A 25,932-nucleotide genomic window follows, 5' to 3' on the forward strand; every position below is an offset into this window, starting at 1 on the left:
AGGGCCTACGCCCTGACGTGGCGCGGCCTATGAGCTGCCCACGAGGGCGGCCGAGGGTCGGTCGACGGCCGTCCGGCGGTTCCGCGACACGCTTCAGGGCAGCGCCGGCAGGTCCTCCGGGTGGAGGAGCGTCAGCTCCTCCGTGCTCGGGTCGACCACGCGGGCGACCCGGCCCGCGTGGCGCTCCACCATCGCCTCGAACGTCTGGCGGGCCGTCCTGCCATTGCCGAACGAGGGGCCGCGGTCCATCCCCGTGAAGTACTTCAGCAGCCCCTCGCGGGTGCCCTCGCCGAGGTCGTACTCGTGCTCGCGCGCCTGCTGGTCCACGATGCTCAGCAACTCCTCGGGGGAGTAGTCGCCGAACGTGATGGTGCGCGAGAAACGGGAGGCGACGCCCGGGTTCACCGCGAGGAAGCGTTCCATCTCGGCGGTGTACCCGGCGACGATCACCACCACCGCGTCGCGGTGGTCCTCCATCAGCTTCACCAGCGTGTCGATCGCCTCGCGGCCGAAGTCGCGACCCGCGTCCTCGGGGGAGAGGGCGTACGCCTCGTCGATGAACAGCACGCCGCCCCGCGCCCGTTCGAACGCCTCCTGGGTGCGGATGGCGGTCGAGCCGATGTGCTCGCCCACCAGGTCGACCCGGGAGACCTCGACCAGGTGCCCGCGCTCCAGGACGCCGAGGGAGGCCAGGATCTGGCCGTAGAGCCGGGCCACCGTCGTCTTGCCGGTGCCGGGGGAGCCGGTGAACACCAGGTGGCGGCGGGCCGAGGCGGCCTTGAGCCCGGCCTGCCGACGGCGCCGGCCCACCTCGATCATGTCGATGAGCGCCCGCACCTCGCGCTTGACCGTGTGCAGGCCGACCAACTCCTCCAACTCGGCCAGCACCTCGTCGGCCGGCCGGCTCTCCCCGGCCACCTGAGATGCCGGCTTCCCCGGCGCGGGGGTGGGGGCGGGGGCGGACGCGGGCACCCGCGCGGTCGGGGCGGTGGCCGTGTCGGTCGCCTTCGGACCGGCCGTCTTCAGCCGGATGTCGGCGCCCGGCGCGCCCGTGTCGTCGCTGTGGCAGTCCGTCAGCACCGGGCTGTCCTCGGCGAACACGTACCCGCCCCGGGCGCACCGCTCGGTGCGGCAGCGGTTCAGCTCGCTGCGGCACCCGTCGATGATGTGGAAGCCGTACCCGCCGGAGTCGCTCACCCGGCAGCGGGTGAACCTGCCGCGCCCGCCCGCCGACACGTAGAACCCCGCCTCGGACGGGGCGGTGACGGTGCAGTCGACCACTTCGGGGTCGGCGTCCTTGGTGATGATGAAGCCCGTCCTGGCCTGGTCGATAGCGCAGCCGGTCACCGAGCCGCCGCTGCCGGCGTCGCGGAACCACGCCCCGGTGCCCACCCGATGGATCCGCGACGCCTCGATACGGGCCGTGGCGCCGTCGCTGACCGAGACCGCCGAGCCGCGCACGTCCTCGATCCGGCTCTCCACCACGTCCGCGCGCGATCCGGCGTCCAGCACGAACAGCGCGTCGGCCACGTGGTGCACGCGGCAGGACTCCAGCACCGCCGTGGCGCCGTCGCTCACCCAGACCGCCGGATAGTCCCCGGCGGACTGGTGGATCTCGCAGTCGTGCGCGTCGGCGTGCGTGCCCGGGTCCCACACGGACATGCCGTTGCGGCCGAATCCGCTGACCGTCGTGCGCACCAGCGTCAGCACCGAACGCGACCGCAGGTCAAGGGCGTTCTCCGGGACGTCCGAGACGGTGCTGTCGGTCAGGGTCAGCACCGCCTCCGAGTCGAGCGTGACGCCGTCCCCGGTGGTGTCGCTCACCCGGCAGTCGGTGAGATGCGCGGTGGCGCGGTCGGCGAGCCGCACGCCCGTGCCGTTGATGTCCTGGATGGCGCACTCCACCGCGTCCACGGCGCTGCCGTCCCCGGTCACCGACAGGCCCGCGCCGCCGGACCGGCTCACCCGGCAGCGCTCCAGCCGCAGATGGGCCGGCCCGCGCACGGTGATACCCGGCTGGCCCGACTCCATCACCCGGCACTCCTCGAACAGCGCGCCGGCGGCGTCCCCGACGCTGATGCCGGTGCCGGTCGCGTTGCTGACCGCGCACCCGCGGACGGTCGGCCGGGCGCCGCCGCGCACCTCGATGCCGGCGGCGGAGGCGGTGTGCACCTGGAGGGAGAACAGCTCGGGCGTGCCGCCCTCGATCAGCACCGCGGGGACACCGGTGTCCTGGCCCTCGACGCGCAGGTGGGCGATGGTGGCCGAGCCCCGGACGGTCAGCGGGACGCCGTCGATGGGCGCGATCCGGGCCTCGCCGTCCCTGGCCTCGCCGGGGCCGCGCAGGGTGACGGCGTTCTCGACGACGAGGTTCTCGCGGTAGGTTCCGGGGCCGAGGGTCAGGACATCGCCGTCCTCGGCGGCGGCCAGGGCTTCGGTGACCGTGCCGTAGACGGCCGTCCGGCGCCGCCAGCGCGCCGTTCCGGAGTGCGTCACCTGGACCGAGCCCTTAGTCATGGAACCGATGTGCCCCAACTTCGTGCGACGACTGACCTGCTGACCTGCGACCTGCCGAACCGCCCGCGCGGTGGCGCGGACGTGGCCGCTCCACGGTAGCGCGCCGCGGGCTGATGGAATGACTGGATCGATCTTCGTGCGCGTGCGCCGTCCCTGTGCATCCGCGCTCCGCGCGTGCGCCTGGGTGCTTCCCACCCTACGCGGTCACGTACGGTGCGTGACGGGGCACCGTCGGTCCCCTTCCGCAGGAACGTTCACGCGCAATACCCATGAGCCCGGGGGAGGAACCCCCAGGATTCCCCCACTTTCGAGTGATTGCCTGTCATCCGCGACAGGGCCTAGCTTCTACCGCGGGGTCCCCCGAATAGCCTATTTCCGACCGCAGATTGGCGGGTGTCCGGCATGACGACTTCCACCGAGCCCACTCAGGGAAACGAGACGGCGCACGCCCGGTTGAGCCTCGATACGGCAGCTGCCCGGAATCTGGCGACGACCACCAAGACTCCGCCGCAGATGCAGGGCATCACCTCCCGGTGGTTGCTCAAGGTGCTGCCGTGGGTACAGGTTTCCGGCGGTACGTTCCGGGTCAACCGCAGGTTGACCCACACCGTCGGAAACGGACGTGTCGAATTCGTTTCCACCGGTTCCGAAGTGCGGGTCATCCCGGCCGAGCTGGGGGAGCTTCCCGTCCTGGCCGGATATGCCGGGACCGACGTGCTCCAGGAGCTGGCGGCGGCCTGCGAGCAGCGGGACTTCGCCCCGGGCGAGGTGATCGTCGAGGCCGGCGCCCCCGCCGACCGCGTCGTGCTGATCGCCCACGGCAAGCTCGCGCGGCGCGGCGCCGGCCGGTACGACGCGGAGACCGACCACGGGGTGCTGGCCGACGGCGACTTCTACGGCGCCGGCGTGCTCGGGGAGGAGGACCCCGGCACCTGGGAGCACAGCCTGAGGGCGCTCACCAGCGGCACCGTTCTCACCCTCGGCCGGGCCGACTTCGAAGCCATCGCGGCCCGTTCGCCGGGTCTGGCCGACCACGTGGCGGCGTTCCGCGGCGCGGCGCCCGGCCGCAGCAACGCGCACGGCGAGTCCGCGATCGAGCTGGCGTCGGGCCACGTCGGCGAGCCGGTCCTGCCGGGCACCTTCGTGGACTATGAACTCCAGCCGCGCGAGTACGAATTGAGCGTCGCGCAGACCGTGCTCCGGGTCCACAGCCGGGTCGCCGATCTCTACAGCGAGCCGATGAACCAGGTCGAGGAGCAACTGCGCCTGACCATCGAGGCGCTGCGCGAGCGGCAGGAGAACGAGCTGGTCAACAACCGGGAGTTCGGCCTGCTGCACAACGCCGACCTCCGCCAGCGTGTCCACACCCGGAGCGGCCCGCCCACTCCAGACGACCTGGACGAGCTCCTGGCCACCGTCTGGAAGGAACCCAGCGTCATCCTCGCCCACCCCCGGGCGATCGCCGCGTTCGGTCGCGAGTGCAACGCCCGCGGCCTGTACCCGGGCAGCGTGGACCTCGGCGGGAACGCGGTCCCGGCCTGGCGCGGCGTCCCCGTGCTGCCGTGCGACAAGATCCCGGTCACCGCCGCCGGGACCAGCTCCATCCTGTGCCTGCGCACCGGCGAGAAATCCCAGGGCGTGGTCGGTCTGCACCGCACCGGAATCCCCGACGAATATCAGCCGAGCCTGTCCGTGCGTTTCATGGGCATCAACGACCAGGCCGTCATCTCCTATCTGGTCAGCGCCTACTATTCGGCCGCCGTCCTCGTCCCCGACGCCCTGGGCGTTCTGGAGGATGTCGAGATCGGGTACTGAGCCGGAGAATCCACAACGGCAGAAGGCGACCGACATGAACGCCCCCGTGAATCCCGTCCCGACCAGCCTCGAAACCGCCGCCGCGAGAAACCTGGCGAGCACTCTCAAAACACCCCCGCAGATGCAGGGCATCTCGCCCCGGTGGCTCCTCAAGGCGCTGCCATGGGTGGAGGTTTCCGCCGGCACCTACCGGGTGAACCGCAGGCTCACCCACACGCTCGGTGACGGACGTGTGGAGTTCGTCAGCACCGGCACCGAGGTCCGGGTGATCCCCGCCGAGCTGACCGAACTCCCCGCCCTCGGCGGCTTCGACGACCCCGGAGTCCTCGACGTCCTCGCCGACCGATGCGTTCAGCGCGAGTACGGCCCCGGCGACGTCATCGCCGCCGCCGGCGAGCCCGTCGGGGAGGTGGTCCTGATCGCCCACGGCAAGGTCCGCAGATCCGTCCCCGGCCGGTACGGCGGGGAAGCCGTGCTCGGCGTGCTGGCCGACGGCGACCACGCCGGGGACGAGGCCCTGGCCGGGCCGCCCGGCACCTGGCCGCACACCCTGCGGGCGGCCACCCGCTGCACCGTCCTCGCGCTGCCGCTGGACGAGGTGCGGACGGTGGCCGGGGAGTCGCCCGCCCTGCGGGCCCACCTCGACGCCGTCGCCGCCCGCCCCGCGCCCCGCCGCAACAAGCGCGGCGAGGCCGATATCGCGCTGGCCTCCGGGCACACCGGTGAGCCAGCCCTGCCGGGCACCTTCGTTGATTACGAACTTCACCCGCGCGAGTACGAGTTGAGTGTCGCGCAGACCGTACTGCGGGTGCACACCCGGGTCGCCGATCTCTACAGCGAGCCGATGAACCAGGTCGAGGAGCAACTGCGCCTGACCATCGAGGCGCTGCGCGAGCGGCAGGAGAACGAGCTGGTCAACAACCGGGAGTTCGGCCTGCTGCACAACGCCGACCTCCGCCAGCGCATCCGCACCCGCACCGGGCCGCCGACCCCTGACGATCTCGACGACCTGGTCTCCCGGCGCCGCAAGACCCGCTACCTGCTGGCGCACCCCCGCACCATCGCCGCCATCGGCCGCGAATGCAGCGCGCGCGGCGTCTACCCCGGCCAGACGGAGCTCGACGGCGTCCGCCTGCACGCCTGGCGCGGTATTCCCATCCTGCCCTGCGACAAGATCCCCGTGACCAGGGACAACACCAGCTCCGTGCTCGCCATGCGCACCGGCCAGGAGGACCAGGGCGTCGTCGGCCTGCACCAGACGGGCATCCCCGAGGAGTACGAGCCCAGCCTCAACGTCCGCTTCATGGGCATCGACGAGCAGGCCGTCATCGCCTACCTCGTCAGCCTCTACTTCTCCGCCGCCGTCCTGGTCCCCGACGCCCTGGGCATCCTGGAGGACGTGGAGATCTGACGGCCCCGACCCGCCGCCGGTCGCCGCCTAGTGGCCCGCCCCCTGCTCCTGCCAGTATCCCGGGGAGGCGTACGGCTGCTGCTGGGCGGCGGCCGGCGGCTGGGGCTGCGCCTGTGCCGGGTACGGGTGCTGGCCCGGCGCCTGGCTCTGGCCCTGACCCTGGTAGGCCCCCGGCATCGGGCGCGGCGGCATGGGCCGCGGCGCGGCCGGGCGCATCTGCTGGGGCGCGGCCGCCTGCGGGGCCTGCGGCGCCTGCGCCTGATAGGGCCGCGGTGTGTTCGCCTGCTGCGGGAAGTGCGGCGCGGGTCCCGGCGGGCCTCCCGCCGGGAACTGCTGGCGGACCGGCGCCGCCTGGTACCCGCCGTAACCCTGCTGCTGCGGCTGCTGGAACGCCGGCTGCGGCTGCGGCTGCGACGGCCCCGAGGGCAGCGCGGGCAGGGCCGGCAGCGCGGGCTGCGGGGCGGGAGCGGGCTGGTATCCCAGCGAGTCGTAGGCGGCCGGGACCCGGATGGGGGCGATCTGCGGGGTTCCCCGCTCGGCCACCAGCCTGTCGTAGATCGGGGTGTCGGCGAACGACGGTGAGGAGTAGGCACCGCCGTAAGGGCGCGGGGAGGTCATGGCCCTTAAGGTAAGCCCACGATGTGGTTGTTGGGGAGTCCGATCAGAAGGTCATTTGCGCGGTTGCATGGGCCTCGGGTACTCAATTCGAAAGAATTCCGGAAAAAACGTCGATCGGCCCCCTGATGATGTTGTATCAGGGGCCTGGACCGACCGTCTTCGGTGGGGATGGCATAGTGGGCGATGTCCGCGAAACAGGCGGTGTGACGACGGCCGCCCCACGGAGGAACCCACGATGCTCAAAGGTGCGAATGTCCCGGTGCCCGCCCGGTCGGTCCGCGTCGAGATCGGCTGGAACACGGCAGCGGGGGTGCCGGACGTGGATGCCTCGGCGCTCCTGCTCGCGGGAGGCCGGGTCAGGTCCGACGCGGACTTCGTCTTCTACAACCAGCCGCGGCACGCCTCCGGCGCCGTGCGCTACGAGGGCAAGCAGCCGCAGGGCGGTGCCGTCACCGACCGCCTCGCCGTCGACCTGACGGCCCTGGAGGCCGGCGTCGAGACGGTGGTGCTCGCCGCCTCCGCCGACGGCGGTACGTTCGGGCAGGTTCCCGGGCTGCACGTGCGCCTGAGTGACGCCGACAGCGGGGCCGAGATCGCCCGCTTCAACAGCGAGGACGCCTCCACCGAGACCGCCTTCGTGCTGGGCGAGCTGTACCGGCGGCAGGGGGCCTGGAAGTTCCGCGCGGTGGGCCAGGGGTACGACTCGGGGCTGGCCGGCCTCGCCACCGACTTCGGCATCAGCGTGGACGACGAGCCGGCGCCCGCCCCCGCGCCGTCGGCCCCCCCGGCGGCACCCGCGCCGCCCGCGCCGCCCGCTCCCGCCCCTCCGGCGATGACCCCGCCCCCGGCCCCGGCGCCGCTGAACGCCCCCTCCTGGCCGCCGCCCGGCCAGTCCGCGCCGCCGCCGGCTCCCCCCGCCCCCCCGGCCCCGGCTCCGGCCGCTCCGCCCGCCGCACCCCAGCCGCCCGCGCCGAGCGGTCCCGTACGGCTGAGCAAGATCACGCTCACCAAGGAGTCCCCGGCGATCTCCCTGGCGAAGCAGGGCGCCACCTCGGGCCGCATGCGCGTCAACCTCAACTGGCAGGAGCGCTCCGCCCCCCAGAAGCAGGGCAGCGGCTGGCGCGAGCGGCTGGCCAAGGCCGTCTCCGGCGGCCTCGACCTCGATCTGTGCGCGCTGTTCGAGCTCAACGACGGCCGCAAGGGCGTCGTCCAGGCCCTGGGCAACGCCTTCGGCTCGCTCCACCAGCCGCCCTACATCCACCTGGACGGCGACGACCGCACCGGCGCGGTCGCCCAGGGCGAGAACCTCACGGTCAACCTCGACCACACCCGTGACCTGAAGCGCGTGGTCATCTTCGTGACGATCTACTCGGGCGCCAGCAGCTTCCAGGACATCAGCGCCGTGGTGACCCTCACCCCCGAGCAGGGCGCGCCCATCGAGTTCTTCCTCGACGAGTGCACCGTGCCCTCCCCGGTCTGCGTCCTGGCGACGCTCACCAACCAGGGCGGCGGGCTGGTCGTCAACCGCGAGGCCCGCTACCTGATCCCCGACCGGGGCGTCAGCCCGCAGCGCACCGTCGACTACGCGTACGGGTTCGGCATGCAGTGGACCCCGGGCCGCAAATGAGGATCGCGCTCGTCGACTCGGGCCTCGGGCTGCTGGCCGCCGCCGCGGCGGTCCGGCGGCTGCGCCCCGACGCCTCGCTCGTCCTGGCCGGCGACCCGGACGGCATGCCCTGGGGCCCGCGCGCCCCGGAGGAGATCGCCGGCCGGGCGCTGGACTGCGCCCGCGCCGCCGCCGCCGAGCGGCCGGACGCCCTGATCGTCGCCTGCAACACCGCCTCCGTGCACGCGCTGCCCGCGCTGCGCGCCGAGCTGGAGCCCGCCGTGCCGGTGATCGGCACGGTCCCGGCGGTCAAGCCGGCCGCCGCGTCCGGCGCGCCGTTCGCCGTCTGGGCCACCCCGGCCACCACCGGCAGCCCCTACCAGCGGCGGCTGATCGAGGACTTCGGCGCGGAGGCGCGGGCCACGCCCGTGCCCTGCCACGGGCTCGCCGCCGCCGTCGAGCACGCGGACGAGGCGGCCATCGACGCGGCGGTGAAGGCGGCGGCCGATCTCACCCCGCCCGACACCACCGCCGTGGTGCTCGGCTGCACGCACTACGAGCTGGTCGCCGCCCGTATCCGCGCCCACCTGGTCCAGACGACCGGCGGCCCGGTCACCCTCCACGGCTCGGCCGACGCCGTCGCCGCCCAGGCGCTGCGCCGGATCGGCGCGAACGCCGACCCCACGGCCCCCGCCACCGGGAGCCTCACGGTTTTCGCCAGCGGCCGGCCGACCGGGCTGCCGGACACCGCCCGCGCCTACGCCGAGGGCCGCTTCCTGGCCGCAAGGGCCTCGTAGCCCGCCCGCGCCATGACCATTCCCGACTTCATCCGCGACCTGCGCGGCAGCATCGGCCGCGGGCTGCTCTTCCTGCCTGGCGTGAGCGCGGTCGTCCTCGATGACACCGGCCGCGTCCTGCTCAACCGCCGGGTCGACGACGGCACGTGGTCGATCATCGGCGGCATCCCCGAGCCGGGGGAGCAGCCCGCCGACACCGCCGTCCGCGAGGTCTACGAGGAGACGGCCGTGCGCTGCGTCCCCGACCGCCTCCTGCTCGTGCAGACCATGGACCCGGTGCGGTATCCCAACGGCGACGAGTGCCAGTTCCTCGACATCTGCCTGCGCTGCCGCGCGGTCGGCGGCGAGGCCCGGGTCAACGACGACGAATCGCTGGACGTCGGCTGGTTCCCCCTCGACGCGCTGCCGCCGCTCCCGGAGGCCGCGCTGGCCAGGATCGGGCTCGCCACCGCCGACCGGCCCACCGCCTGGTTCCAGCCCGCCCGCGAGGCCCCGGCGGGGGAGTGATCCCGCCGGGACGGCTCACAGCTTGCGGAACGTGTACGCCTCCCCGGCCGCCGCCGCGACGGCCGCCAGATCCGCCCCGGCGGACGCGGTGACCACCGCGGCCACCGCGCCCTCCACAAACGGCGCGTCCACCAGGCGCGTGTCCGGCGGCAGCTCGTCGCCCTCCGCCAGCATCGCCCGCACGGTGACCACCGCGCTGCCCAGGTCCGCCAGGACCACGACCCCGGCGCCCCGGTCGGCCCGGCGCGCCGCGTCCGCGATCAGCTCCGAGCTGGTGCCCAGGTCCCCGTCGGGAGTGCCGCCCGCCGCCATCACCGGGGCCAGCTCGCCGCCGCCGGCCAGCGCCGCCGCCAGGCGGGCCACGGACCGGGCGACCTCGTCGCTGTGCGAGACCAGCACGATCCCCACCAGCGCCCGGTCAGTCATCGGCCGCCGCCACCTCGGCCAGCGCCCCGAACAGCAGGGCGGCGGACGCCGCCCCCGGATCCATGTGCCCCATGCTCCGCTCGCCGAGATAGCTCGCCCGGCCCTTGCGGGCCCGGAGCGGCACGGTGTCCTCCGCGCCGCGCGCCGCGGCGGCCCCGGCCGCCGCGTAGTCGGGCAGCGCCTCGATCGCCGGCCGCACCGTGTCGAGCATCGTCTTGTCGCCCGGCGCGGCACCGCCGAGCTGCGCCACCGCGTCCGCGCCGGCCCCGAGGGCGGTCCGCAGCTCGTCGTCCGTGACCTGTTCCGCGTCGCCCAGCGCCTTGCCCGCGCGCCGCAGCAGCGTCCCGTACAGCGGCCCCGAGGCGCCGCCCACCGTGGAGACCAGGGTCCGCCCGGCCAGCAGCAGCACGGCGCCCGGCGTTCCCCCCGGCTCCTTCTCCAGCGCCGCGGCGACCGCCGTCATGCCCCGCCGCATGTTGCTGCCGTGGTCGGCGTCGCCGATGGCCGAGTCCAGCTCGGTCAGCCGGTCGGCGTCCCGTTCGACGGCCCGCGCCGTCGTGGCGAGCCAGCGCCGGACGAATCCGGCGTCCCTCAGCGCCACCTCGTGCTCCTCTCAGCGGCCCCACCGTAGCCCCGCCGTGCTCACCGGCGCGTCCCACAGCCGCAGCAGCTCCTCGTTCACCTGGCACAGCGTCACCGAAGCGCCCGCCATGTCGAGCGACGTCACGTAGTTGCCGACGAGCGTACGCGCCACCGCGATCCGCCGCTCGCGCAGCACGCGCTGCACCTCGGCGTTGAAGCCGTAGAGCTCCAGCAGCGGGGTGGCGCCCATGCCGTTGACGAGAACGAGCAACGGCGCGTCCGGGCGCAGGTCCTCCAGCAGCACGTCCACCGCGTAGTCCGCGATCTCGCCGGACGTCATGATCCGGCGCCGCTCCCGGCCGGGCTCGCCGTGGATGCCGATGCCCAGCTCCAGCTCGCCGGCCGGCAGATCGAAGGTGGGGCTGCCCTTGGCCGGGGTGGTCGGTGAGGTCAGGGCGACGCCGAAGCTGCGCGCGGAGTCCGCCGCGCGTCGCGCGACCTCGGTGACCCGCGCCAGCGGCGCCCCCTCCTCGGCGACGGCCCCGGCGAGCTTCTCCACGAACAGCGTCCCGCCGGTGCCCCGCCGGCCGGCCGTGAACAGGCTGTCGGTGACCGCCACGTCGTCCCGCACCAGGACCTTGGCGACCTCGATGCCCTCCTCCTCGGCCAGCTCGGCGGCCATGTCGAAGTTGAGCACGTCGCCGGTGTAGTTCTTCACGATGAACAGCACGCCCGCGCCGCTGTCCACCGCCGCCGCGGCCCGGACCATCTGGTCGGGGACGGGCGAGGTGAACACCTCACCCGGACAGGCGGCGTCGAGCATCCCGGGCCCGACGAAGCCGCCGTGCAGCGGCTCGTGCCCGGACCCGCCGCCCGAGACCAGCCCCACCTTTCCCGCGACGGGCGCGTCGCGCCGCACGATCACACGGTGCTCGACGTCCACGACGAGCTCGGGATGCGCCTCGGCCATCCCCCGCAGCGCGTCGGCGACGACCCGCTCCGGTACGTTGATCAACATCTTCACCGGGCTGTCCTCCTGACTCTGGCATCCCTCGTCGGACACGGCGTTCTCCCAGGTGGGAGCCCTGTGGGCGCCTACGGAACGCAGCGCTCCGGCGCGGTCCACGGCGGGACGGCCACACACACCGGATCCGACCCGTTCCACCTGGATTCAGCGTACGGATCTCGTCGGGTTATGACAGCACGGCGTCGTCGCGGAGGCGCTTCCCGGCCCGGGGAGCGAGCGGCGAGACAGGTGCCGTGGGCTCTCCTGGGGCGACGCGGGCCTCGCCGTCGCCCTGCTCAGCCCGATGACGCCGCGGACGCCGCCCGTCCCGGTGCTGTTCCCGCTCGCCGCCGTGATCGCCCCCGGACCAGCGGGCCGGTCCGCCGCCCGACCGGACATCGGCCACTCGTTCGCGCACGCGATCGGGTGACCGGCCCGGCGGACCGCGGCCGGCCTGGTCAGGCCGCGCCGACCGGCGGAGTCGGAGGCGCGGACCTGTCGAACGGGATGGAGACCGGGTCGGTGCTTACGGCTTGGCGGCGCGGTTCGCGGTCAGTCGGGGGTGCCGGACCGTCGGAAGTCGCGGGTCAGTCCGCGCGGCAGCCAGATCACCTTCTCCGCCCCGGCCGTCCGCGTCGGCTCGTCCTCGACCCGCTCCCGGGTCCAGTCCGGGTCGCGGTCCGGGGCCGGCGGCGACGCCGCCCCCGCCGCGCGACGAGCGGCGCGGCGGGAACGGCGTCGTGTGGCGCGTCCGGCCTACGCGGGCATGAGCTGGTAGTCCGGGAAGTTGCCCGGCTGACGCTCGGCGGACGGGCCCTGGGTGACGGAGCGCACGAGCAGCTCGCCGCCGACGAAGGCGCCGCGCCAGGAGGCGCCGAAGCCGCCGAACAGCTCGTCACGGTCGCCCCGCGAACGCGGCTTGCCCAGGCCGATCTTGAAGGCGCGGACCTCCGACGCCAGCCGCCGGGCGGTCTGCTCGTCGTCGCAGGACAGGGTGGCGACGAGGGCGCCGTTGCTGGCGTTCATGGCGGCCAGCAGCTCGGCCTCGGTGTCGACCAGCACGATGGTGTCGACCGGGCCGAACGGCTCGGCGTGGTGCAGGGGGGAGCTGGGCGGCGGGGCCAGCAGGGTCACCGGCGGGAGATAGGCGGAGGTGTCCTGCCCGGCGAGGAAGTGGCCGTCGGCGAGGCTGCTCCGGTGCAACGGTATGGCGCCGCGGTCGACGGCTTCCGCGACCAGATCGCCCAGCTCCTTCGCCTTGGCGGCGTTGATGAGCGGACCGAAGTCCAGCTCCGGCAGCGGGTCACCGGGCGCGGCCACGGCCAGCGGGTGGCCGACGCGCACGGAGCGCACGGCCGGGAGATAGGCGGCGAGGAAGGAGTCGAAGAGGGAGCGCTGGACGACGAAACGCGGGTACGCGGTGCAGCGCTGCTTCCCGTAGTCGAACAGCTTGGGGATGACGGCGGTCAGCGCGTCCCAGTCCGAGTACTCCCAGATGCCCCAGCAGTTGAGGCCCTCCTGCTCCAGGATGTGCCGCTTGCCGAGGTCGGCGACGGCGGTCGCGACGCGGGCGCCGGTGTCCCGGCCGCCGACGAACGACACACAGCCGATCTCCGGGGAGCGCACCAGCGGCTCGGACAGCTCGCCGCCGCTGCCGCTGACCAGGGTGACGGGGACGCCCTCGCGGTGGATGAGGGCGCAGGCGAGCGTCAGACAGGCCAGGCCGCCGCCGGTCGGGGTCTTGGCGATCACCGCGTTCCCGGCGAGGGCCTGCACGAGCATGGCGTGGACCAGGACGCTCATCGGGTAGTTCCAGCTCGCGATGTTGCTGACCGGGCCGTCCAGCGGGACCCGGTCGCCGAGCATCGGCTCGATGCCGTCGACGTACCAGCGCACGCCGTCGATGGCCCGGTCCACGTCGGCGCGGGCCAGCCGCCAGGGCTTGCCGATCTCCCAGACCAGCAACAGGGCGAGCAGGTCGCGGTGTTCGGTCAGCGCGTCCAGGGCCGCGGAGATCCGGGCCCCGCGCTCGGCGAGCGGGACGTGGCGCCAGGCGCGGTGCTGGTCGAGACAGGCGCGGACGGCCTGCCGGGCGGTGTCGGCGTCCAGCCGGGGCGGGCCCACGATGGGACTGCCGTCGATCGGGGAGGTGGCGGGCAGGGTTCTGCCGTCGGCCTGCCAGCCGCCGTTCCAGAGGTTGAGGACATGGTCGTCGCGGAACGCCTCGGGCGCGACGGCCAGGCAGCGCTGCCAGGCGTCGGCCCAGGCGGTCCCGGGCTTGAGGGCGAGAGTGGGCGGCATCGGACGGCTCCGTTCTGGTGGCACGGATGAGCGGAAGGAACGGTGGCGCGGAACACGGGCGGGGCGGCCGGTGCGAACGCCCTGGGCAGGGCGTGCCGACCGGGGAACGGCCCCCGGACACCGGTCACATCGTCGTGGGCCCCGCACTGCTGCCCCGGCCCGGCCGCGAGGGCGCCGCGCCCGGCCCGGGGTGAACTCGGGGGAGAACTTCCCGCCCGAGCGCCCCGACTAACGAATTCCGGTCAGTCGGAAGGCCGTTCCGGCACGGGCGGCGCGGAATCCGGAGAACGGCGAACGGCCGTCATCCGCCGATCCGCCGATCCGCCGATCCGCCGCTCGCCGTCCGCCGCGCCGCGCGCGTCACCCCGGCGGCTTTCCTCACCCGTTCATCCGCGCACCGTCACCTGTGGCTTCCCCACCCGGACCCTTCGTGGCGAAAGGTCCCCTTGGCGCGGATGAGCCAGCCGGGCGGCGGGGCGCGGGCGGGCACGAGTCGGCGGGGTGGCGCCGCCGCGCCACCCCGCCGACCGAACGGTCGGTCAGCCGGGCCAGACGCCGGTCACGCGGTGCGTCGCCACGGCGCCGCCGCGGTCCACGGCGGCCTTCACCACGGCGAAGATGGCGCCCTGGAGTGCCGCCGCCAGGAGGATCTCCCGCCACGCGCGGTCCTCGTCGGTGGCGTCGGGCGCGTCTTCGTCATGGCCGATCACCTTCCACGCCTGCTTGAACGCCGCGCCCGCCACCGCGCCGCCGAGGGCGCCGAGGGCCAGGCCGACCGGCTTGTAGACGATCTTCGAAGCCTTCATCGGCTCCTCCAGGCCCGCACGGCGGTCACCGAGACCACGACCGCCGCGGTCGCCGCGGCCGTCCCGGCCACGACCGGCACCGGGTTGCCGCGCACGGCGCGCGTCGCGCGGTCCGCGCTCTGTCGCACCCGGGCCTTCACATCCGTCCTGGCGGCCAGCCGGGCCACCGTCTCGCCCAGCTCCTCGCGGGTGTCCGCCACCCGCTCACGCAGCTCGCGCGTGCTCGCCGTCTCGGCCCCGCCGGTCATCGGTGCGCCCTTTCCCTGATCTCGGTGACGTCGGCCCGCACGCTGTCGATCGCCCGCTCCGGCACCGGGGGTGTGGCCTGCCGGACCTTCTTGCGGCCCAGCGCCGCCAGCACCGCGGCCAGGGCCAGCAGCACCCCGGACACGATCAGCGCCGCGGCCCACACCGGCAGCGCCAGTGCCAGCGCCGCGATCCCGGTGGCCACCAGCGCCTGGAAAGCGACGATGGCCACGATCGCGGCGCCGCCGTACAGGCCGCCGCCGATCCCGAACCGCTTCCCCTTGTCCGCCATCTCTCCCTGCGCCAGTCGCAGTTCGTCGCGCACCAGACGCGAGATCTGCTGCGACGCGCGGGAGACCAGCGCGCCGACCGAGTCCTCGTGGACGTCCGTCCCGGGCCGGTGGTCGGTGCTCGTCATCACGTCTCACCTCAACTTCCTTGCTCGCCCGGCCCGAATACCCCGGCCCGCCGCGCTCATGCCACCGGCCGGCCGTTCAGCGCAGGTGGACCCCGATCAGGCAGGTGTCGTCGTCGGTGTCCGCGTTGCTGTGGGTGAGCACATGGTCGAGCCGGCGTTCGAGGTCGTCGGTGGCGGCCTGAGCTGTGGTCAGCAGTCGCCCCAGGGACTGCTGCACGGAGCGGTCCCGTCGCTCGATCAGCCCGTCCGTGAACATCAGCAGCGTGTCGCCCGTCCGCAGCTGGACCTGCCCCTCCTCGTAGCCGGTCTCGGCCAGCGCGCCCAGCAGCAGCCCGTTCAGCATGGGCAGGGTGGTGGTCTCCCGGTCGCGGATCAGCACGGGTGGCAGGTGCCCGGCCCTCGCCCAGCGCAACAGCCGGGTCCGCGAGTCGTACAGCGCGCAGACGGCCGTCGCGGTCACGTGGTCGGTGAGGTGGTGGGCGACGAGGTTCAGCCAGGACAGGAGCTGCGCCGGGCCCGCGCCGGTGGTGGCCAGGCCGCGCAGGGCGTTGCGCAGGACGACCATGTCGGTGGCCGCCCCGATGCCGTGGCCCGCCACGTCGCCCACGCACAGCAGGATCTCCTTGGACGGCAGCACCACCGCGTCGTACCAGTCGCCGCCCACCAGATGCTCGATCTCGGCGGGCCGGTACCGGACGGCGATCCGCAGCCCGGGGGCGTCGATCGGGCCCCGGGCCGGCGGCATGATGGCGTGCTGGAGCTGGAGCGCCAGGCGGCTGTGCTCCGCCGACTCCTGCTCGCTGTGGGCGAGCCGGTCCCGGGTCGCGGCCAGCGCCACCTCGGTCCAGTGCTGGGCGGAGATGTCCTGGTAGGCGCCCCGCACCGAGCGCACCTGGCCGCGCGCGTCCAGGACCGGCTCGGCCACCACCCGGATGTGCCGCACGACGCCGTCCGGACGCTGGAGGCGGAACGCGGTGGACGCGGACCGGCGGTGATGGAGCAGGGTGCGCAGGAAACGGCCGATGGCGACGTCGTCGTCCGGGTGCGCGTGCGCGGGAAGCTGGTCCAGCGGGATCGGGCCCGCGGTCGGCGGCAGCCCGTAGAGCGCGAAGAGCTGGCTGTTCCAGGTCGTCTCGCCGGTCGTGACGTCCTCCTCGAACCCGCCGATGCGCCCCAGGCGCTGGGCGTGCTGGAGGAGCGTGGAAAGCCGGGCGGTCTCGTCCAGCACGCGCCACACCAGCAGCACGCCCCGGCCGTGCCGGCTCAGGCCCACGTCGGCGGTCGCGGTCAGCGGCACCTGGCCGACCAGGGCGGTGAGGGCCATCCGCTCGGCGCGGAACGGCTCACCCGTGGCGTACACGTGCTCGATCCGCGCGAACAGACCGCTCTCCCCCGCCGTCAGCGGATACGCCTCCAGCAGCAGCCCGCCCACCAGCGCGGCGCGTGGGCGGCCGGCGGGGTCGAGGAAGCGGCTGTTGACGTGGTGGATGCGGAAGTCGGCCAGCCCGCCGCCGTCGTCCAGGTGCGGCAGGAGGACCAGCGCGGAGTCGTGCAGGCCGTCGGCCAGGTCCACGAGCTCCGAGACGGCCGGGTCGGGAGCCGGGACGTCCCGCGCGGGCGGCCGTCCGGCGGGCTCCGGGTCCCGCGCCTCCAGCGCGTACGCGCACAACTCGGCCAGGGACTCCACCTGCCGCCGGATCGCCGGTGGCTGCGGCTCCAGCGTGCCGGGCCAGCAGACCTCCAGCACGCCGAGCACGCGCCCGCCCACCCGGGCCGGCACGGCCGCCCGCCCGCCGGGCGACTCCCGGTGGCCGATCGACGGCAGGCCGGACCCGGCCAGCGAGGGGATCCACACCGCCGTGTGCCCGGCGAGCGCGCGGCCCGCCACCGTGGCCACCCCGGGTGGCACATGGCGCCACCGGGCGGCCTCCTCGGGCACGAACCCGGCCTGGCCGGCCAGGCGGAGCGACAGGTCAGGACCCGCCGCCCAGACGGCGACGGCGCCGGCGCCGAGCGGCGCCAGCGCGTGGGTCAGGATCGACTCGGCGACCTGCTGGGCGTCGTCCCCGGCGGCCAGGGCGCCGCTCTCCGCGGTGCGCAGCCGGACGGCGACGGCCGGACCGCCGGCCTCCTGGGCGGTCGCGGTGAGGGTGTCGGGCGCGGACCGGTTGACGATGTCGGCGGCCAGCTCCAGCGGTGACAGACCCGCCCGCCGGGCGAGGCCGGTGAGCTGCCGGTCCGCCTCGGCCGGTCCGCATCCCAGCCGTTCGACCAGCACGCCCTTGGCCAGCTCGATCAGCGCGCGGCCGTTCGCCGCGGCCCGCTCCTCCGCCAGCCGCCGGCGCAGCCGCTCCACCGTGGCGGCGAGCCTGCCGGCATCGGCCGGCGCGGGCCTGGGCGCGGGACCGGTCCCGGTCCCGGTCCCGGTCCCGGTCCCGCGCCCAGGCTCACCGGGGCGATCCGGTCCGCGCGGGTCTGGCCGCTGGGAGTTGTGCACGTGCCGCTCCTCGTGAGCCTCACGCGTCCAGCCAGCGTCGGACGCACGCGATGAAGTCGTCGGTGTCGATGGGCTTGGTGACGTGGTCGCTCGCGCCCGAGGCGAGGCTCTTCTCCCGGTCACCCGGCATCGCCTTCGCGGTGACCGCGATGATCGGCAGCTCCGCGTACCCGGGCAGGGCGCGGATGGCGGTGGTCGCCGCGTAGCCGTCCATCTCCGGCATCATCACGTCCATCAGGACAAGGTCGACCTCCGGGTGGCCGCGCAGCGTCTCGATCCCCCTGCGGCCGTTGTCGGCGCGCAGCACCCGCATGCCGTGCAGCTCCAGGATGCCGGTGAGGGCGAAGACGTTCCGCGCGTCGTCGTCCACCACCAGCACGGTCCGCCCGGCCAGCGCGCCGTCGGTCGACTCGGCCGGCGCCGCGGCGTCCTCGGCCCGGACCAGGGGGAGCACGCCGCCCGGGTCGTGGGCGCTGAGGTGCAGCGTGACGCGCTCGCGCAGCTCGTCCAGGCTGGACAGCAGCTCCAGCGGCCGGTCCGCGGCACGGGCCCGCAGCGCCGCCTCGTGCTCCGGGCCCAGACGGCGGTTGTGGTGGGCGAGGACGGGCACCCCGCGCACGGCCGGATCGCTCCCCAGCGCCTCCAGGAACCGCAGCGCCGTGTCATCGGGCAGGCTCAGCTCCAGGACCACGCAGTGGCAGCTGCGAGCGGCCAGCACGGCCGCCGCCTGCTGAGTGTCGGTGGCGGTGACGACCTCGGCCCGGCCGGGGGAGTCGGTCCGGCCCGGGCTCTGGGCGAGGTCGGCCACCGCGTTCTCGGTGACCAGGGAGAGCAGCCCGCGCGGATCGCGCTCGACCACCAGCACCCGGCGCCGGTGCTGCTCCGGCGGCGCGGCCGGCGGCGCGGCGGCCCCCGGTCCCTCCGTGGACGGACCGGCGAAGTCGGGCCGGGCCACGGGCAGATAGAGGGTGAATGTGCTGCCTTCGCCCGGCGTGCTCGACGCGGTGATCGCCCCGCCGAGCAGGTAGGCGATCTCCCGGCTGATGGACAGACCGAGGCCGGTGCCGCCGTACTTGCGGCTCGTGGTGCCGTCGGCCTGCTGGAAGGCGCCGAAGATCGTCTCCAGTTGCTGTTCGGGGATGCCGATGCCGGTGTCGCGGACCCGGAACGCGATGGCCGCGCCGTGGTGGCGGACCGAGGCGGGCAGCTCGGCCGGGGCCACCGGCTCCATCCGCAGCTCGACGCTGCCGGACTCGGTGAACTTCACGGCGTTGGACAGCAGGTTGCGCAGCACCTGCCGCAGCCGGGAGTCGTCGGTCAGCAGGCCCATCGGCACCCCGGGGGCCTCGGTCACCCGGAATTCGAGGCCCTTCTCGGTGGTCAGCGGGCGGAAGGTGACCTCGGCGTACTCCACCAGGCGGCGCAGCGGGACGCGTTCGGGGTGAACGTCCATCTTGCCGGCCTCGACCTTCGACAGGTCGAGGATGTCGTTGATGAGCTGGAGCAGGTCGGAGCCGGCGGAGTGGATGATGCCCGCGTACTCCACCTGCTTGGCGGTCAGGTTCCGGTTGGGGTTCTGCGCGAGCAACTGGGCGAGGACCAGCAGGCTGTTGAGCGGGGTGCGCAGCTCGTGGCTCATGTTGGCCAGGAACTCCGACTTGTACGTGGAGGCGAGCGACAGCTGCTGGGCGCGGTCCTCCAGCTCCTGCCGGGCCTGCTCGATCTCCAGGTTCTTGGTCTCGATGTCGCTGTTCTGGGCGGCGAGCAGGGCCGCCTTCTCCTCCAGCTCGGCGTTGGAGAGCTGGAGTTCCTCCTGCCGGATCTGGAGCTCCTCCGAGCGCGCCTGGAGCTCGGCGGTCAACCGCTGCGAGCGCTCCAGAAGTTCATCCGTGCGGGCGTTGGCCAGGATCGTATTGACGTTGACGCCGATGGTCTCCATCAGCTGTTCCAGGAAGTCCCGGTGCACCGGCGTGAAGGCGTGCGTCGAGGCCAGCTCGATCACCCCGAGCACCTGCTCCTCCGCCACGATGGGCAGCACCATCAGGCTGGCCGCGGCGGCCGAGCCCAGGCCGGAGGAGATGGTGACGTAGCCGTCCGGCAGGTCGTCCACGGCGATGACGCGGCGGCTGCGCGCCGCCTGCCCGACCAGCGACTGGCCCAGGCGGAAGCGGACGGGCCGCTCCGCGCCGTGCGGATGGCCGTAGGAGCCGATCAGCTTCAGCTCCGTGCCCCCGGCGTGCTCCTCGGCGAGATAGAACGCCCCGAACTGCGCGCCGACCAGCGGCGTCAGCTCGTCCATGATCAGATCGGCCACCACCGACAGGTCCCGCCGACCCTGCATCAGGCCGGATATACCGGCCAGGTTGGTCTTCAGCCAGTCCTTCTCCTGGTTGGCCCGGGTGGTCTCGCGCAGGGACCCCACCATCGAGTTGATGTTGTCCTTCAGCTCCGCGACCTCGCCGGAGGCGTCCACGGTGATGGACCGGGTCAGGTCGCCCTCGGCCACCGCGCTGGCGACCTCGGCGATCGCCCGCACCTGACGGGTGAGGTTCCCCGCCAGCTCGTTGACGTTCTCGGTGAGCCGCTTCCAGGTGCCGGAGACGCCCTCCACCTCGGCCTGCCCGCCGAGGCGCCCCTCGCTGCCCACCTCGCGGGCCACGCGGGTGACTTCGGCGGCGAACGCGGAGAGCTGGTCGACCATCGTGTTGATGGTGGTCTTCAGCTCCAGGATCTCGCCGCGCGCGTCCACGTCGATCTTGCGCGTCAGGTCGCCCCGCGCCACCGCGGTCGTCACCTGGGCGATGTTCCGCACCTGGTTGGTGAGGTTGGTGGCCATGGAGTTGACGTTGTCCGTGAGGTCCTTCCAGGTGCCGGCCACGTTGGGCACCCGTGCCTGGCCGCCGAGCATGCCCTCGGTGCCGACCTCGCGGGCGACGCGGGTGACTTCGTCGGCGAAGGCGGAGAGTGTGTCGACCATCGTGTTGATCACCCCGGCCAGGGCGGCGACCTCGCCCTTCGCCTCGACCGTGATCTTCTGCGACAGGTCGCCGCGCGCCACGGCCGTCGCCACCTGCGCGATGGAGCGCACCTGGCCGGTGAGGTTGGACGCCATCACGTTGACGTTGTCGGTCAGGTCCTTCCAGGTGCCGGAGACGCCCCGCACGGTCGCCTGGCCGCCCAGGTTGCCCTCGGTGCCGACCTCGCGGGCGACGCGGGTGACTTCGTCGGCGAAGGCGGAGAGCTGGTCGACCATCGTGTTGATGGTGGTCTTCAGCTCCAGGATCTCGCCGCGCGCCGTGACCGTGATCTTCTGCGACAGGTCGCCCCGCGCCACCGCGGTCGCCACCTGCGCGATGGAGCGCACCTGGTCGGTGAGGTTGCCCGCCATGAAGTTGACGGAGTCGGTGAGGTCGCGCCACACGCCGCCGACGCCGGGCACCTCGGCCTGCCCGCCGAGCATGCCCTCGGTGCCCACCTCCCGGGCCATGCGGGTGACTTCGTCGGCGAAGGCGGAGAGCTGGTCGACCATCGTGTTGACGGTGCTCTTCAACTCCAGGATCTCGCCCCGCGCGTCCACGGTGATCTTCTGCGACAGGTCGCCCTGCGCGACCGCCGTCGTCACCTGCGCGATGTTCCGCACCTGGTCGGTGAGGTTGCCCGCCATGAAGTTGACGGAGTCGGTGAGGTCGCGCCACACGCCGCCGACCCCCGGCACCTGCGCCTGCCCGCCGAGGCGCCCCTCGCTGCCCACCTCCCGCGCCACGCGGGTGACTTCGTCGGCGAAGGCGGAGAGCTGGTCGACCATCGTGTTGACGGTCTCCTTCAGCACCAGGATCTCGCCCCGCGCGTCCACGTCGATCTTCTGCGACAGGTCCCCCCGCGCCACCGCCGTGGCCACCTGGGCGATGTCGCGGACCTGGGTGGTGAGGTTGCCCGCCATCGCGTTGACGGACTCCGTCAGGGCCTGCCAGGTCCCCGATACGCCGGGCACCTCGGCCTGCCCGCCGAGCCGGCCGTCGGTGCCGACCTCGCGCGCGACCCGGGTCACCTCCGAGGTGAACAGCGAGAGTTGGTCCACCATGCCGTTGAACACCGTGGCGATCTCGCCCAGGAGCCCGCCCGCGTCGTCCGGGAGCCGCGTCCCGAAGTCGCCGTCCCGGACGGCGGTCAGCCCGGCCAGAAGCCGGCGCAGCTCCGGCTCCCCGACCTTGGCGGCGCCGCGCGCGGTTCTGCTGCGCGAACCCGCGGCCGTCGCGTCACTCATGTCCAACCTCGATCCGCACCATTTCCGACAGGGTCGAACAGATCAAGCGCAGCACCCGCCCGCTCTGGGGGCGAGCCATCGTCGCACACACCGCGGGCCCGCACTGTTGCCGTAGGACAACGATGCGGTCCGCAGTGAGGCTACCGCACCGGACGACGTGAACGGGCCGCCAACTCCTCCCCTGTCGCCCCTCCACCGCCGTCCGTTCCGCCGCCCGCGCGGAGGTCAACCGCCGGGCGCCGGGAGAAAGTCACTTTTCCCGCTGGTTGGCATAAGAACGTCCGTTGCTGGAAGCCATACTTGGGAAGGCTGGAAGGACTGGACAGCCAGTGGGGGCGGTAGGAGCCGGACGACGGGGGCGAGAAATCGGACATGGCCGAACGCACGCTCAGCCACGGCCGTTACCACCTGCTCGATCTCATCGGGCGCGGTGGCATGGGCGAAGTCTGGCGGGCCCGTGACGAGGCACTGGACCGGCGGGTCGCCGTCAAGTGCCTGAAGCCGCTGGGCACCCGGCAGGAGGAGCCGTTCCTGCGCGCGCTGCGCGAGCGCTTCCGGCGCGAGGCGCGGATGGCCGCCGCGCTCCAGCACCGGGGCATCACCGTGGTCCACGACTTCGGCGAGGCCGACGGCGTGCTCTACCTGGTGATGGAGCTGCTCGACGGCCGCAACCTCAGCCAGCTGCTGCACGAGCGCCGGCCCGAGCCGCTGTCCGTCGCGGAGATCGCGGACATCGCCGACCAGGTCGCGGGCGCCCTCGCCTACACCCACGAACAGGGCATCATCCACCGGGACCTGAAGCCGGCCAACGTCATGCGGCTGGCCGACGGCACCGTGAAGATCTGCGACTTCGGCATCGCCAGGCTCGCCCAGGACATCGGGCTGAGCGCCAAGCTCACCTCGGCGGGAATGGCGATGGGCACCCCGCACTACATGTCCCCCGAGCAGATCGCCGGGCTGGCCGTCGATCACCGCAGCGACCTGTACTCGCTGGGCTGCGTCCTGTACGAGATCGCCACCGGCGCCCCGCCGTTCGACCTCGGTGACCCCTGGGCCATCCTCGTCGGGCACCGCGACACCCCGCCCGAGCCGCCCCGCGCCCGCCGCTCCGATCTGCCGGAGGAGCTGGAGGAGTTCATCCTCGCGCTGCTCGCGAAAGACCCCGCCGACCGGCCCGAGGACGCCGCCGCCCACGCCCACGCCCTGGCCGCCGCCGGCCACACCGGCACCCTCGCCGTCCGCGTCCCGGCGCAGCGCCCGGCCGAGCGGCTGCCCGAGTGGACACGCGGGATGCGGGCCGGCTCCCGGGCCAGCGGCTCCTGGTCGCTGCGGCTGCCGCCCCCCGACCGGTCGGCCGGGCTGACCGGGCAGTGGACCACCGGCGTGCACCGGGCCGCCGTCGCCCAGCTCCCCGCCGAGCGCCGCGGCCCCGCGCCCGAATACCTGGCGGTGCTGGCCAGCCGGCACCGGGCCGGGCTCAGCCTCGGCCGCCTCGGCCGCTGGGAGGAGGCGTGCGACGTGCACCGCTCGGTCGCCGCCGAGCGGGAGCGGGCGCTCGGCACGGATCACCCGGACACGCTGGAGAGCCGCTTCGAGGCCGCCTACGCCCTGGGCCGGCTCGGCCACTGGGAGGAGGCCCTCGACGGCTATCTGCGTGTCGCCGAGGCCAGGACCCGCACGCTCGGCTCCGACCACCCGGCCACCCTCGACGCCCGGTACGACGCGGGCGTCAGCCTCGGTCGGCTGGGTCGGCCCGCCGAGGCCCTGGCGCTCTACACCGACCTGGTCACGGCCAGGACCCGCGCCCAGGGCCCCGAGCACCCCGAGACGCTCCGCGCCCGGCACGGCCGCGGCGTCAGCCTGGGCCGGCTCGGCCGCTGGGAGGAGGCGCTGTCCGAGGCCAGGGACGTCTGGGCCGCCCGCGCCCGGCTGCTCGGCCCCGACCACGCCGACACCCTGGTCAGCCGCCGCGAGATCGCCGTCGCGCTCGGCTGGCTGGACCGGTGGGAGGCCGCCCTGGACGAGCACCGCCAGGTGCGGCGGGCCCGGGAGCGGGCGCTGGGCCCCGGCCACCCGGACGCCCTGAGCAGCCGCAACGACGAGGCGCACTGCCTGGAGCAGCTCGGCCGTTCCCTGGAGGCCGTCGAGCTCTACCGCCAGGTGGCCACCCTGCGGGACCGTCCAGCGGCGGAGCGTTGAGACCGCCGCACGTACCATGGCGGCATGTCGTTTCTCCGCCGCCGCAACGCCGCTTCACCCGCCGGCCCCGACTTCGACGTGCTGGCCATGGACCCGGGCGACTGGCCCGGAGTCCTCGGCGCCGGGTTGCTTCCCGCGCCCGACGGGAGCTGCCAGGGCGTGGTGCTGCGGTACGACCTGTTCGGCGGACGCGGCCCGGCGATGGTCATCGGCAACCTGCCGGAGGGCTCCCCGGCCCGGGACGTGGCCGACGGCGAGGTGCCGTTCGAGGTGCACCAGCTTCTCGCGGCCCTGGAGATCGAGGAGGAGATCCAGGTCACCGGCACCGAGGAGACCCCGGTCATGCACGACGGGAGCCTGCTGATCGTGCGTCGCGTGTTGTGCACGGAGGGCCGGGTCTCCTGCGTGCAGTTCGACCGCAACGACGGCGTGCTCGTCACGATCGCGAGCTGGAACCGCCCCATCACCGACGAGCTCTACCAGCTCCTGAAGCCGCTCCCCGCCGAGATGTTCCAACGCTGACGCGGCCGGGCCGCGTCAGCCGCGTCAGCCGCCCGGGCCGTGCGGTCAACGGGTCCCCACCGCCGTGCGGACCGCCCGCCGGGCCAGCGTCCAGTCGTCGTGCAGCCGCCGCAGCCGCAACCGCTGCCGCTCGCCGTACGCCAGCGCACCGCCGGGCCGGTCGGACCCGGTCGCGCGCGGCGTGCCCGGGACGCGCATCGCCCGCTGCACCGCGTCCTCGCAGCGGCGGATCTCCCGGGTGAGCACCAGCAGCAGATTGACCAGGAAGGCGTCCCGCCCCGGCACGCCCGTCGCGTGCGCCGCCTGGCTGATCTGGCGCCGGATCAGCGGCGCGTCGCCGACCGCCGCCCACAGCGTGGCCAGGTCGTACCCCGGCAGGTACCAGCCCGCCGCGTCCCAGCCCAGCAGTACCGGGCCGGTCGGTGACAGCAGCACGTTCGCCTGGGTGGCCGCGCCGTGGCAGAACTGCCGGGGCGGCCCCGGCCGGCCCCGGCCGGACAGCCCGTGCAGCAGTGTCTTCAGATCGCTCAGGTCCCGGTCGGTGAGCACCCCCAGCGCGTGGTAGCGGGCCAGCAGCGCCGGGTAGTTCAGCATGTCGGGGAAGGCGCCGACGGGTGGGCGCCACTCGTTGAGCCGGCACACGGCGGTCAGCGCCGCCCGCATCTCGGCGGGCGAGGTGCCGGATCCCGGATGCCGGCCCCCGGCCGCCCGGCGGCCCGGGATGAACTCGGTGACCAGCGTGCGGCCGTGCGGGTCGTCGGCGATGAGTCCGGGCACCCGCACCGGGGGGCGGCACCGGACGAAGCCGCGGTGTGCGGCTATTTCGCGGCGGAACCGCTCCGCCCCGCCGTCGGCCGGATCCAGCAGGCGCTTGGCCACGGCCGCGCGCCGGCCGGTGGTGCCGAGGAGCGCCACCGAGTGACCGGCGTCCCGCAGCACCCGCGCCGGGGTGAACTCCGGGCAGATCTCGTGCACGGCGGTCAGCGCGGCGCGCAGCCGGTCGCCCCGCGCGCCCGAGAAGTCCAGCCGGCCCGCGGCGGGCGGCGGCCCGCTCCGGAGCGGGCGGCGGGCCCGCTCGTCCGCGCCGGCGACGGCCGTGCCGCCGGGCTGGCCGCCCGGGCGTGGTCGCTGCCGGCTGATCACGGGGGTGAGTGCTGGATACATAGGCGGGCATGGTCCCTTCGTGTGCCGGAAGGTGCCGGAAGGTTCATGGCGCCCCCGGGCCGGACAGACCCCTTTGACACCCTGGGGAAATGCCGGTGGATGACCGGCCCGGGTGGCGCGATGCCTACACCACTCCCTCGCGCGGGTGGCACACCATCTGGCGTGCCCTGGCGAACCATGGCGAATAGTCATGGGGCCGTTGCGCGGCGGTTACTGTCAACTCAGCCGAG

General features: G+C 74.0%; 20 protein-coding genes. 8 read left to right on the plus strand and 12 right to left on the minus strand.

The annotated features are described in order from the left end of the window. Positions 1-93: 93 nt before the first annotated feature. Positions 94-2,517: a right-handed parallel beta-helix repeat-containing protein gene (locus tag OIE51_RS25350; RefSeq protein ID WP_326600180.1), complete on the minus strand. Its 2,424-nt coding sequence runs from the start codon at positions 2,515-2,517 to the stop codon at positions 94-96. A 402-nt stretch (positions 2,518-2,919) separates the two neighbouring features. Between OIE51_RS25350 and OIE51_RS25355 the strand changes: the two genes are divergently transcribed. Together OIE51_RS25355 and OIE51_RS25360 are read left to right on the plus strand one after the other, a co-directional pair. After that, positions 2,920-4,332: a family 2B encapsulin nanocompartment shell protein gene (locus OIE51_RS25355; RefSeq protein WP_326600181.1), complete on the plus strand. Its 1,413-nt coding sequence runs from the start codon at positions 2,920-2,922 to the stop codon at positions 4,330-4,332. Between the two features lie 34 nt (positions 4,333-4,366). After that, entirely contained in the window at positions 4,367-5,743 is a 1,377-nt protein-coding gene (locus OIE51_RS25360) for a family 2B encapsulin nanocompartment shell protein (RefSeq protein WP_326600182.1), read from the plus strand. A gap of 27 nt (positions 5,744-5,770) precedes the next feature. Here OIE51_RS25360 and OIE51_RS25365 read toward each other — a convergent pair whose 3' ends face one another. Beyond that, on the minus strand, positions 5,771-6,361 hold the full coding sequence (locus tag OIE51_RS25365) for a DUF6643 family protein (protein WP_326600183.1): 591 nt from the start codon (positions 6,359-6,361) through the stop codon (positions 5,771-5,773). A gap of 235 nt (positions 6,362-6,596) precedes the next feature. On the opposite strand from OIE51_RS25365, the gene OIE51_RS25370 reads away from it, so the two are divergent. From OIE51_RS25370 to OIE51_RS25380, 3 genes are read left to right on the plus strand one after another with little or no spacing between them, the layout of a single operon-like run. Next, a complete protein-coding gene (locus tag OIE51_RS25370) occupies positions 6,597-7,988 on the plus strand; it encodes a TerD family protein (RefSeq protein ID WP_326600185.1) in 1,392 nt (463 codons plus the stop codon). Next, positions 7,985-8,764, plus strand: coding sequence for a glutamate racemase (locus tag OIE51_RS25375; RefSeq protein ID WP_326600186.1), 780 nt, complete (start codon positions 7,985-7,987; stop codon positions 8,762-8,764). Before OIE51_RS25370 ends, OIE51_RS25375 begins: the two co-directional genes overlap by 4 nt. A gap of 12 nt (positions 8,765-8,776) precedes the next feature. Further along, the gene (locus OIE51_RS25380) at positions 8,777-9,271 is read left to right on the plus strand and encodes an NUDIX hydrolase (RefSeq protein WP_326600187.1); all 495 of its coding nucleotides are present in this window, start codon (positions 8,777-8,779) and stop codon (positions 9,269-9,271) included. A gap of 15 nt (positions 9,272-9,286) precedes the next feature. Here the strand turns inward: OIE51_RS25380 and OIE51_RS25385 are convergent, their stop codons facing one another. The 3 genes from OIE51_RS25385 to dhaK are packed head-to-tail and all read right to left on the minus strand — an operon-like array spanning position 9,287 to position 11,303. Beyond that, positions 9,287-9,697 carry a PTS-dependent dihydroxyacetone kinase phosphotransferase subunit DhaM gene (locus OIE51_RS25385; RefSeq protein WP_326600188.1) on the minus strand — a complete coding sequence of 137 codons (411 nt, stop codon included), beginning with the start codon at positions 9,695-9,697 and terminating at the stop codon, positions 9,287-9,289. After that, complete coding sequence (gene dhaL / locus OIE51_RS25390) at positions 9,690-10,292, minus strand: dihydroxyacetone kinase subunit DhaL (RefSeq protein WP_326600795.1); 603 nt, start codon at positions 10,290-10,292, stop codon at positions 9,690-9,692. Before dhaL ends, OIE51_RS25385 begins: the two co-directional genes overlap by 8 nt. Before the next feature lie 18 nt (positions 10,293-10,310). Further along, the gene (dhaK, locus tag OIE51_RS25395) at positions 10,311-11,303 is read right to left on the minus strand and encodes a dihydroxyacetone kinase subunit DhaK (protein WP_326600796.1); all 993 of its coding nucleotides are present in this window, start codon (positions 11,301-11,303) and stop codon (positions 10,311-10,313) included. Between the two features lie 286 nt (positions 11,304-11,589). On the opposite strand from dhaK, the gene OIE51_RS25400 reads away from it, so the two are divergent. Next, entirely contained in the window at positions 11,590-11,715 is a 126-nt protein-coding gene (locus tag OIE51_RS25400; RefSeq protein ID WP_326600189.1) for a hypothetical protein, read from the plus strand. 326 nt (positions 11,716-12,041) lie between these two features. Here the strand turns inward: OIE51_RS25400 and OIE51_RS25405 are convergent, their stop codons facing one another. The 6 genes from OIE51_RS25405 to OIE51_RS25430 all read right to left on the minus strand — a co-directional run bounded on the left by OIE51_RS25405 (position 12,042) and on the right by OIE51_RS25430 (position 21,817). Continuing rightward, positions 12,042-13,586, minus strand: coding sequence for an aldehyde dehydrogenase family protein (locus OIE51_RS25405; RefSeq protein WP_326600190.1), 1,545 nt, complete (start codon positions 13,584-13,586; stop codon positions 12,042-12,044). A 539-nt stretch (positions 13,587-14,125) separates the two neighbouring features. Then, entirely contained in the window at positions 14,126-14,392 is a 267-nt protein-coding gene (locus tag OIE51_RS25410; RefSeq protein ID WP_326600191.1) for a DUF4235 domain-containing protein, read from the minus strand. Next, positions 14,389-14,640, minus strand: a complete 252-nt coding sequence (locus tag OIE51_RS25415) for a DUF3618 domain-containing protein (RefSeq protein WP_326600192.1) — start codon at positions 14,638-14,640, stop codon at positions 14,389-14,391. The genes OIE51_RS25410 and OIE51_RS25415 overlap by 4 nt, the downstream gene beginning before the upstream one ends. Continuing rightward, complete coding sequence (locus OIE51_RS25420) at positions 14,637-15,056, minus strand: phage holin family protein (protein ID WP_326600193.1); 420 nt, start codon at positions 15,054-15,056, stop codon at positions 14,637-14,639. The genes OIE51_RS25415 and OIE51_RS25420 overlap by 4 nt, the downstream gene beginning before the upstream one ends. Positions 15,057-15,132: 76 nt before the next feature. After that, positions 15,133-17,553 carry a SpoIIE family protein phosphatase gene (locus tag OIE51_RS25425; protein WP_442812014.1) on the minus strand — a complete coding sequence of 807 codons (2,421 nt, stop codon included), beginning with the start codon at positions 17,551-17,553 and terminating at the stop codon, positions 15,133-15,135. Between the two features lie 19 nt (positions 17,554-17,572). Next, on the minus strand, positions 17,573-21,817 hold the full coding sequence (locus OIE51_RS25430; protein WP_326600194.1) for a hybrid sensor histidine kinase/response regulator: 4,245 nt from the start codon (positions 21,815-21,817) through the stop codon (positions 17,573-17,575). 372 nt (positions 21,818-22,189) lie between these two features. On the opposite strand from OIE51_RS25430, the gene OIE51_RS25435 reads away from it, so the two are divergent. Both OIE51_RS25435 and OIE51_RS25440 read left to right on the plus strand, forming a co-directional pair. After that, complete coding sequence (locus OIE51_RS25435) at positions 22,190-24,016, plus strand: serine/threonine-protein kinase (RefSeq protein WP_326600195.1); 1,827 nt, start codon at positions 22,190-22,192, stop codon at positions 24,014-24,016. Between the two features lie 24 nt (positions 24,017-24,040). After that, positions 24,041-24,538 (plus strand): hypothetical protein, encoded by a 498-nt coding sequence (locus OIE51_RS25440; protein ID WP_326600196.1) that lies wholly within the window; start codon positions 24,041-24,043, stop codon positions 24,536-24,538. Between the two features lie 45 nt (positions 24,539-24,583). On the opposite strand, the gene OIE51_RS25445 is transcribed toward OIE51_RS25440, so the two are convergent. Beyond that, positions 24,584-25,702 carry a phosphotransferase gene (locus tag OIE51_RS25445; protein ID WP_326600198.1) on the minus strand — a complete coding sequence of 373 codons (1,119 nt, stop codon included), beginning with the start codon at positions 25,700-25,702 and terminating at the stop codon, positions 24,584-24,586. Between the last annotated feature and the right edge of the window lie 230 nt (positions 25,703-25,932).

The sequence above is a fragment of the Streptomyces sp. NBC_01803 genome, from assembly GCF_035917415.1.
Classification (GTDB): domain Bacteria; phylum Actinomycetota; class Actinomycetes; order Streptomycetales; family Streptomycetaceae; genus Streptomyces.

Bases quoted from the DNA above. Each gene is read 5' to 3' on its own strand.
- OIE51_RS25350 (WP_326600180.1), bottom strand. From the start codon at position 2,517: ATGACTAAGGGCTCGGTCCAGGTGACGCACTCCGGAACGGCGCGCTGG.
- OIE51_RS25355 (WP_326600181.1), top strand. From the start codon at position 2,920: ATGACGACTTCCACCGAGCCCACTCAGGGAAACGAGACGGCGCACGCC.
- OIE51_RS25360 (WP_326600182.1), top strand. From the start codon at position 4,367: ATGAACGCCCCCGTGAATCCCGTCCCGACCAGCCTCGAAACCGCCGCC.
- OIE51_RS25365 (WP_326600183.1), bottom strand. From the start codon at position 6,361: ATGACCTCCCCGCGCCCTTACGGCGGTGCCTACTCCTCACCGTCGTTC.
- OIE51_RS25370 (WP_326600185.1), top strand. From the start codon at position 6,597: ATGCTCAAAGGTGCGAATGTCCCGGTGCCCGCCCGGTCGGTCCGCGTC.
- OIE51_RS25375 (WP_326600186.1), top strand. From the start codon at position 7,985: ATGAGGATCGCGCTCGTCGACTCGGGCCTCGGGCTGCTGGCCGCCGCC.
- OIE51_RS25380 (WP_326600187.1), top strand. From the start codon at position 8,777: ATGACCATTCCCGACTTCATCCGCGACCTGCGCGGCAGCATCGGCCGC.
- OIE51_RS25385 (WP_326600188.1), bottom strand. From the start codon at position 9,697: ATGACTGACCGGGCGCTGGTGGGGATCGTGCTGGTCTCGCACAGCGAC.
- OIE51_RS25400 (WP_326600189.1), top strand. From the start codon at position 11,590: ATGACGCCGCGGACGCCGCCCGTCCCGGTGCTGTTCCCGCTCGCCGCC.
- OIE51_RS25405 (WP_326600190.1), bottom strand. From the start codon at position 13,586: ATGCCGCCCACTCTCGCCCTCAAGCCCGGGACCGCCTGGGCCGACGCC.
- OIE51_RS25410 (WP_326600191.1), bottom strand. From the start codon at position 14,392: ATGAAGGCTTCGAAGATCGTCTACAAGCCGGTCGGCCTGGCCCTCGGC.
- OIE51_RS25415 (WP_326600192.1), bottom strand. From the start codon at position 14,640: ATGACCGGCGGGGCCGAGACGGCGAGCACGCGCGAGCTGCGTGAGCGG.
- OIE51_RS25420 (WP_326600193.1), bottom strand. From the start codon at position 15,056: ATGACGAGCACCGACCACCGGCCCGGGACGGACGTCCACGAGGACTCG.
- OIE51_RS25430 (WP_326600194.1), bottom strand. From the start codon at position 21,817: ATGAGTGACGCGACGGCCGCGGGTTCGCGCAGCAGAACCGCGCGCGGC.
- OIE51_RS25435 (WP_326600195.1), top strand. From the start codon at position 22,190: ATGGCCGAACGCACGCTCAGCCACGGCCGTTACCACCTGCTCGATCTC.
- OIE51_RS25440 (WP_326600196.1), top strand. From the start codon at position 24,041: ATGTCGTTTCTCCGCCGCCGCAACGCCGCTTCACCCGCCGGCCCCGAC.
- OIE51_RS25445 (WP_326600198.1), bottom strand. From the start codon at position 25,702: ATGTATCCAGCACTCACCCCCGTGATCAGCCGGCAGCGACCACGCCCG.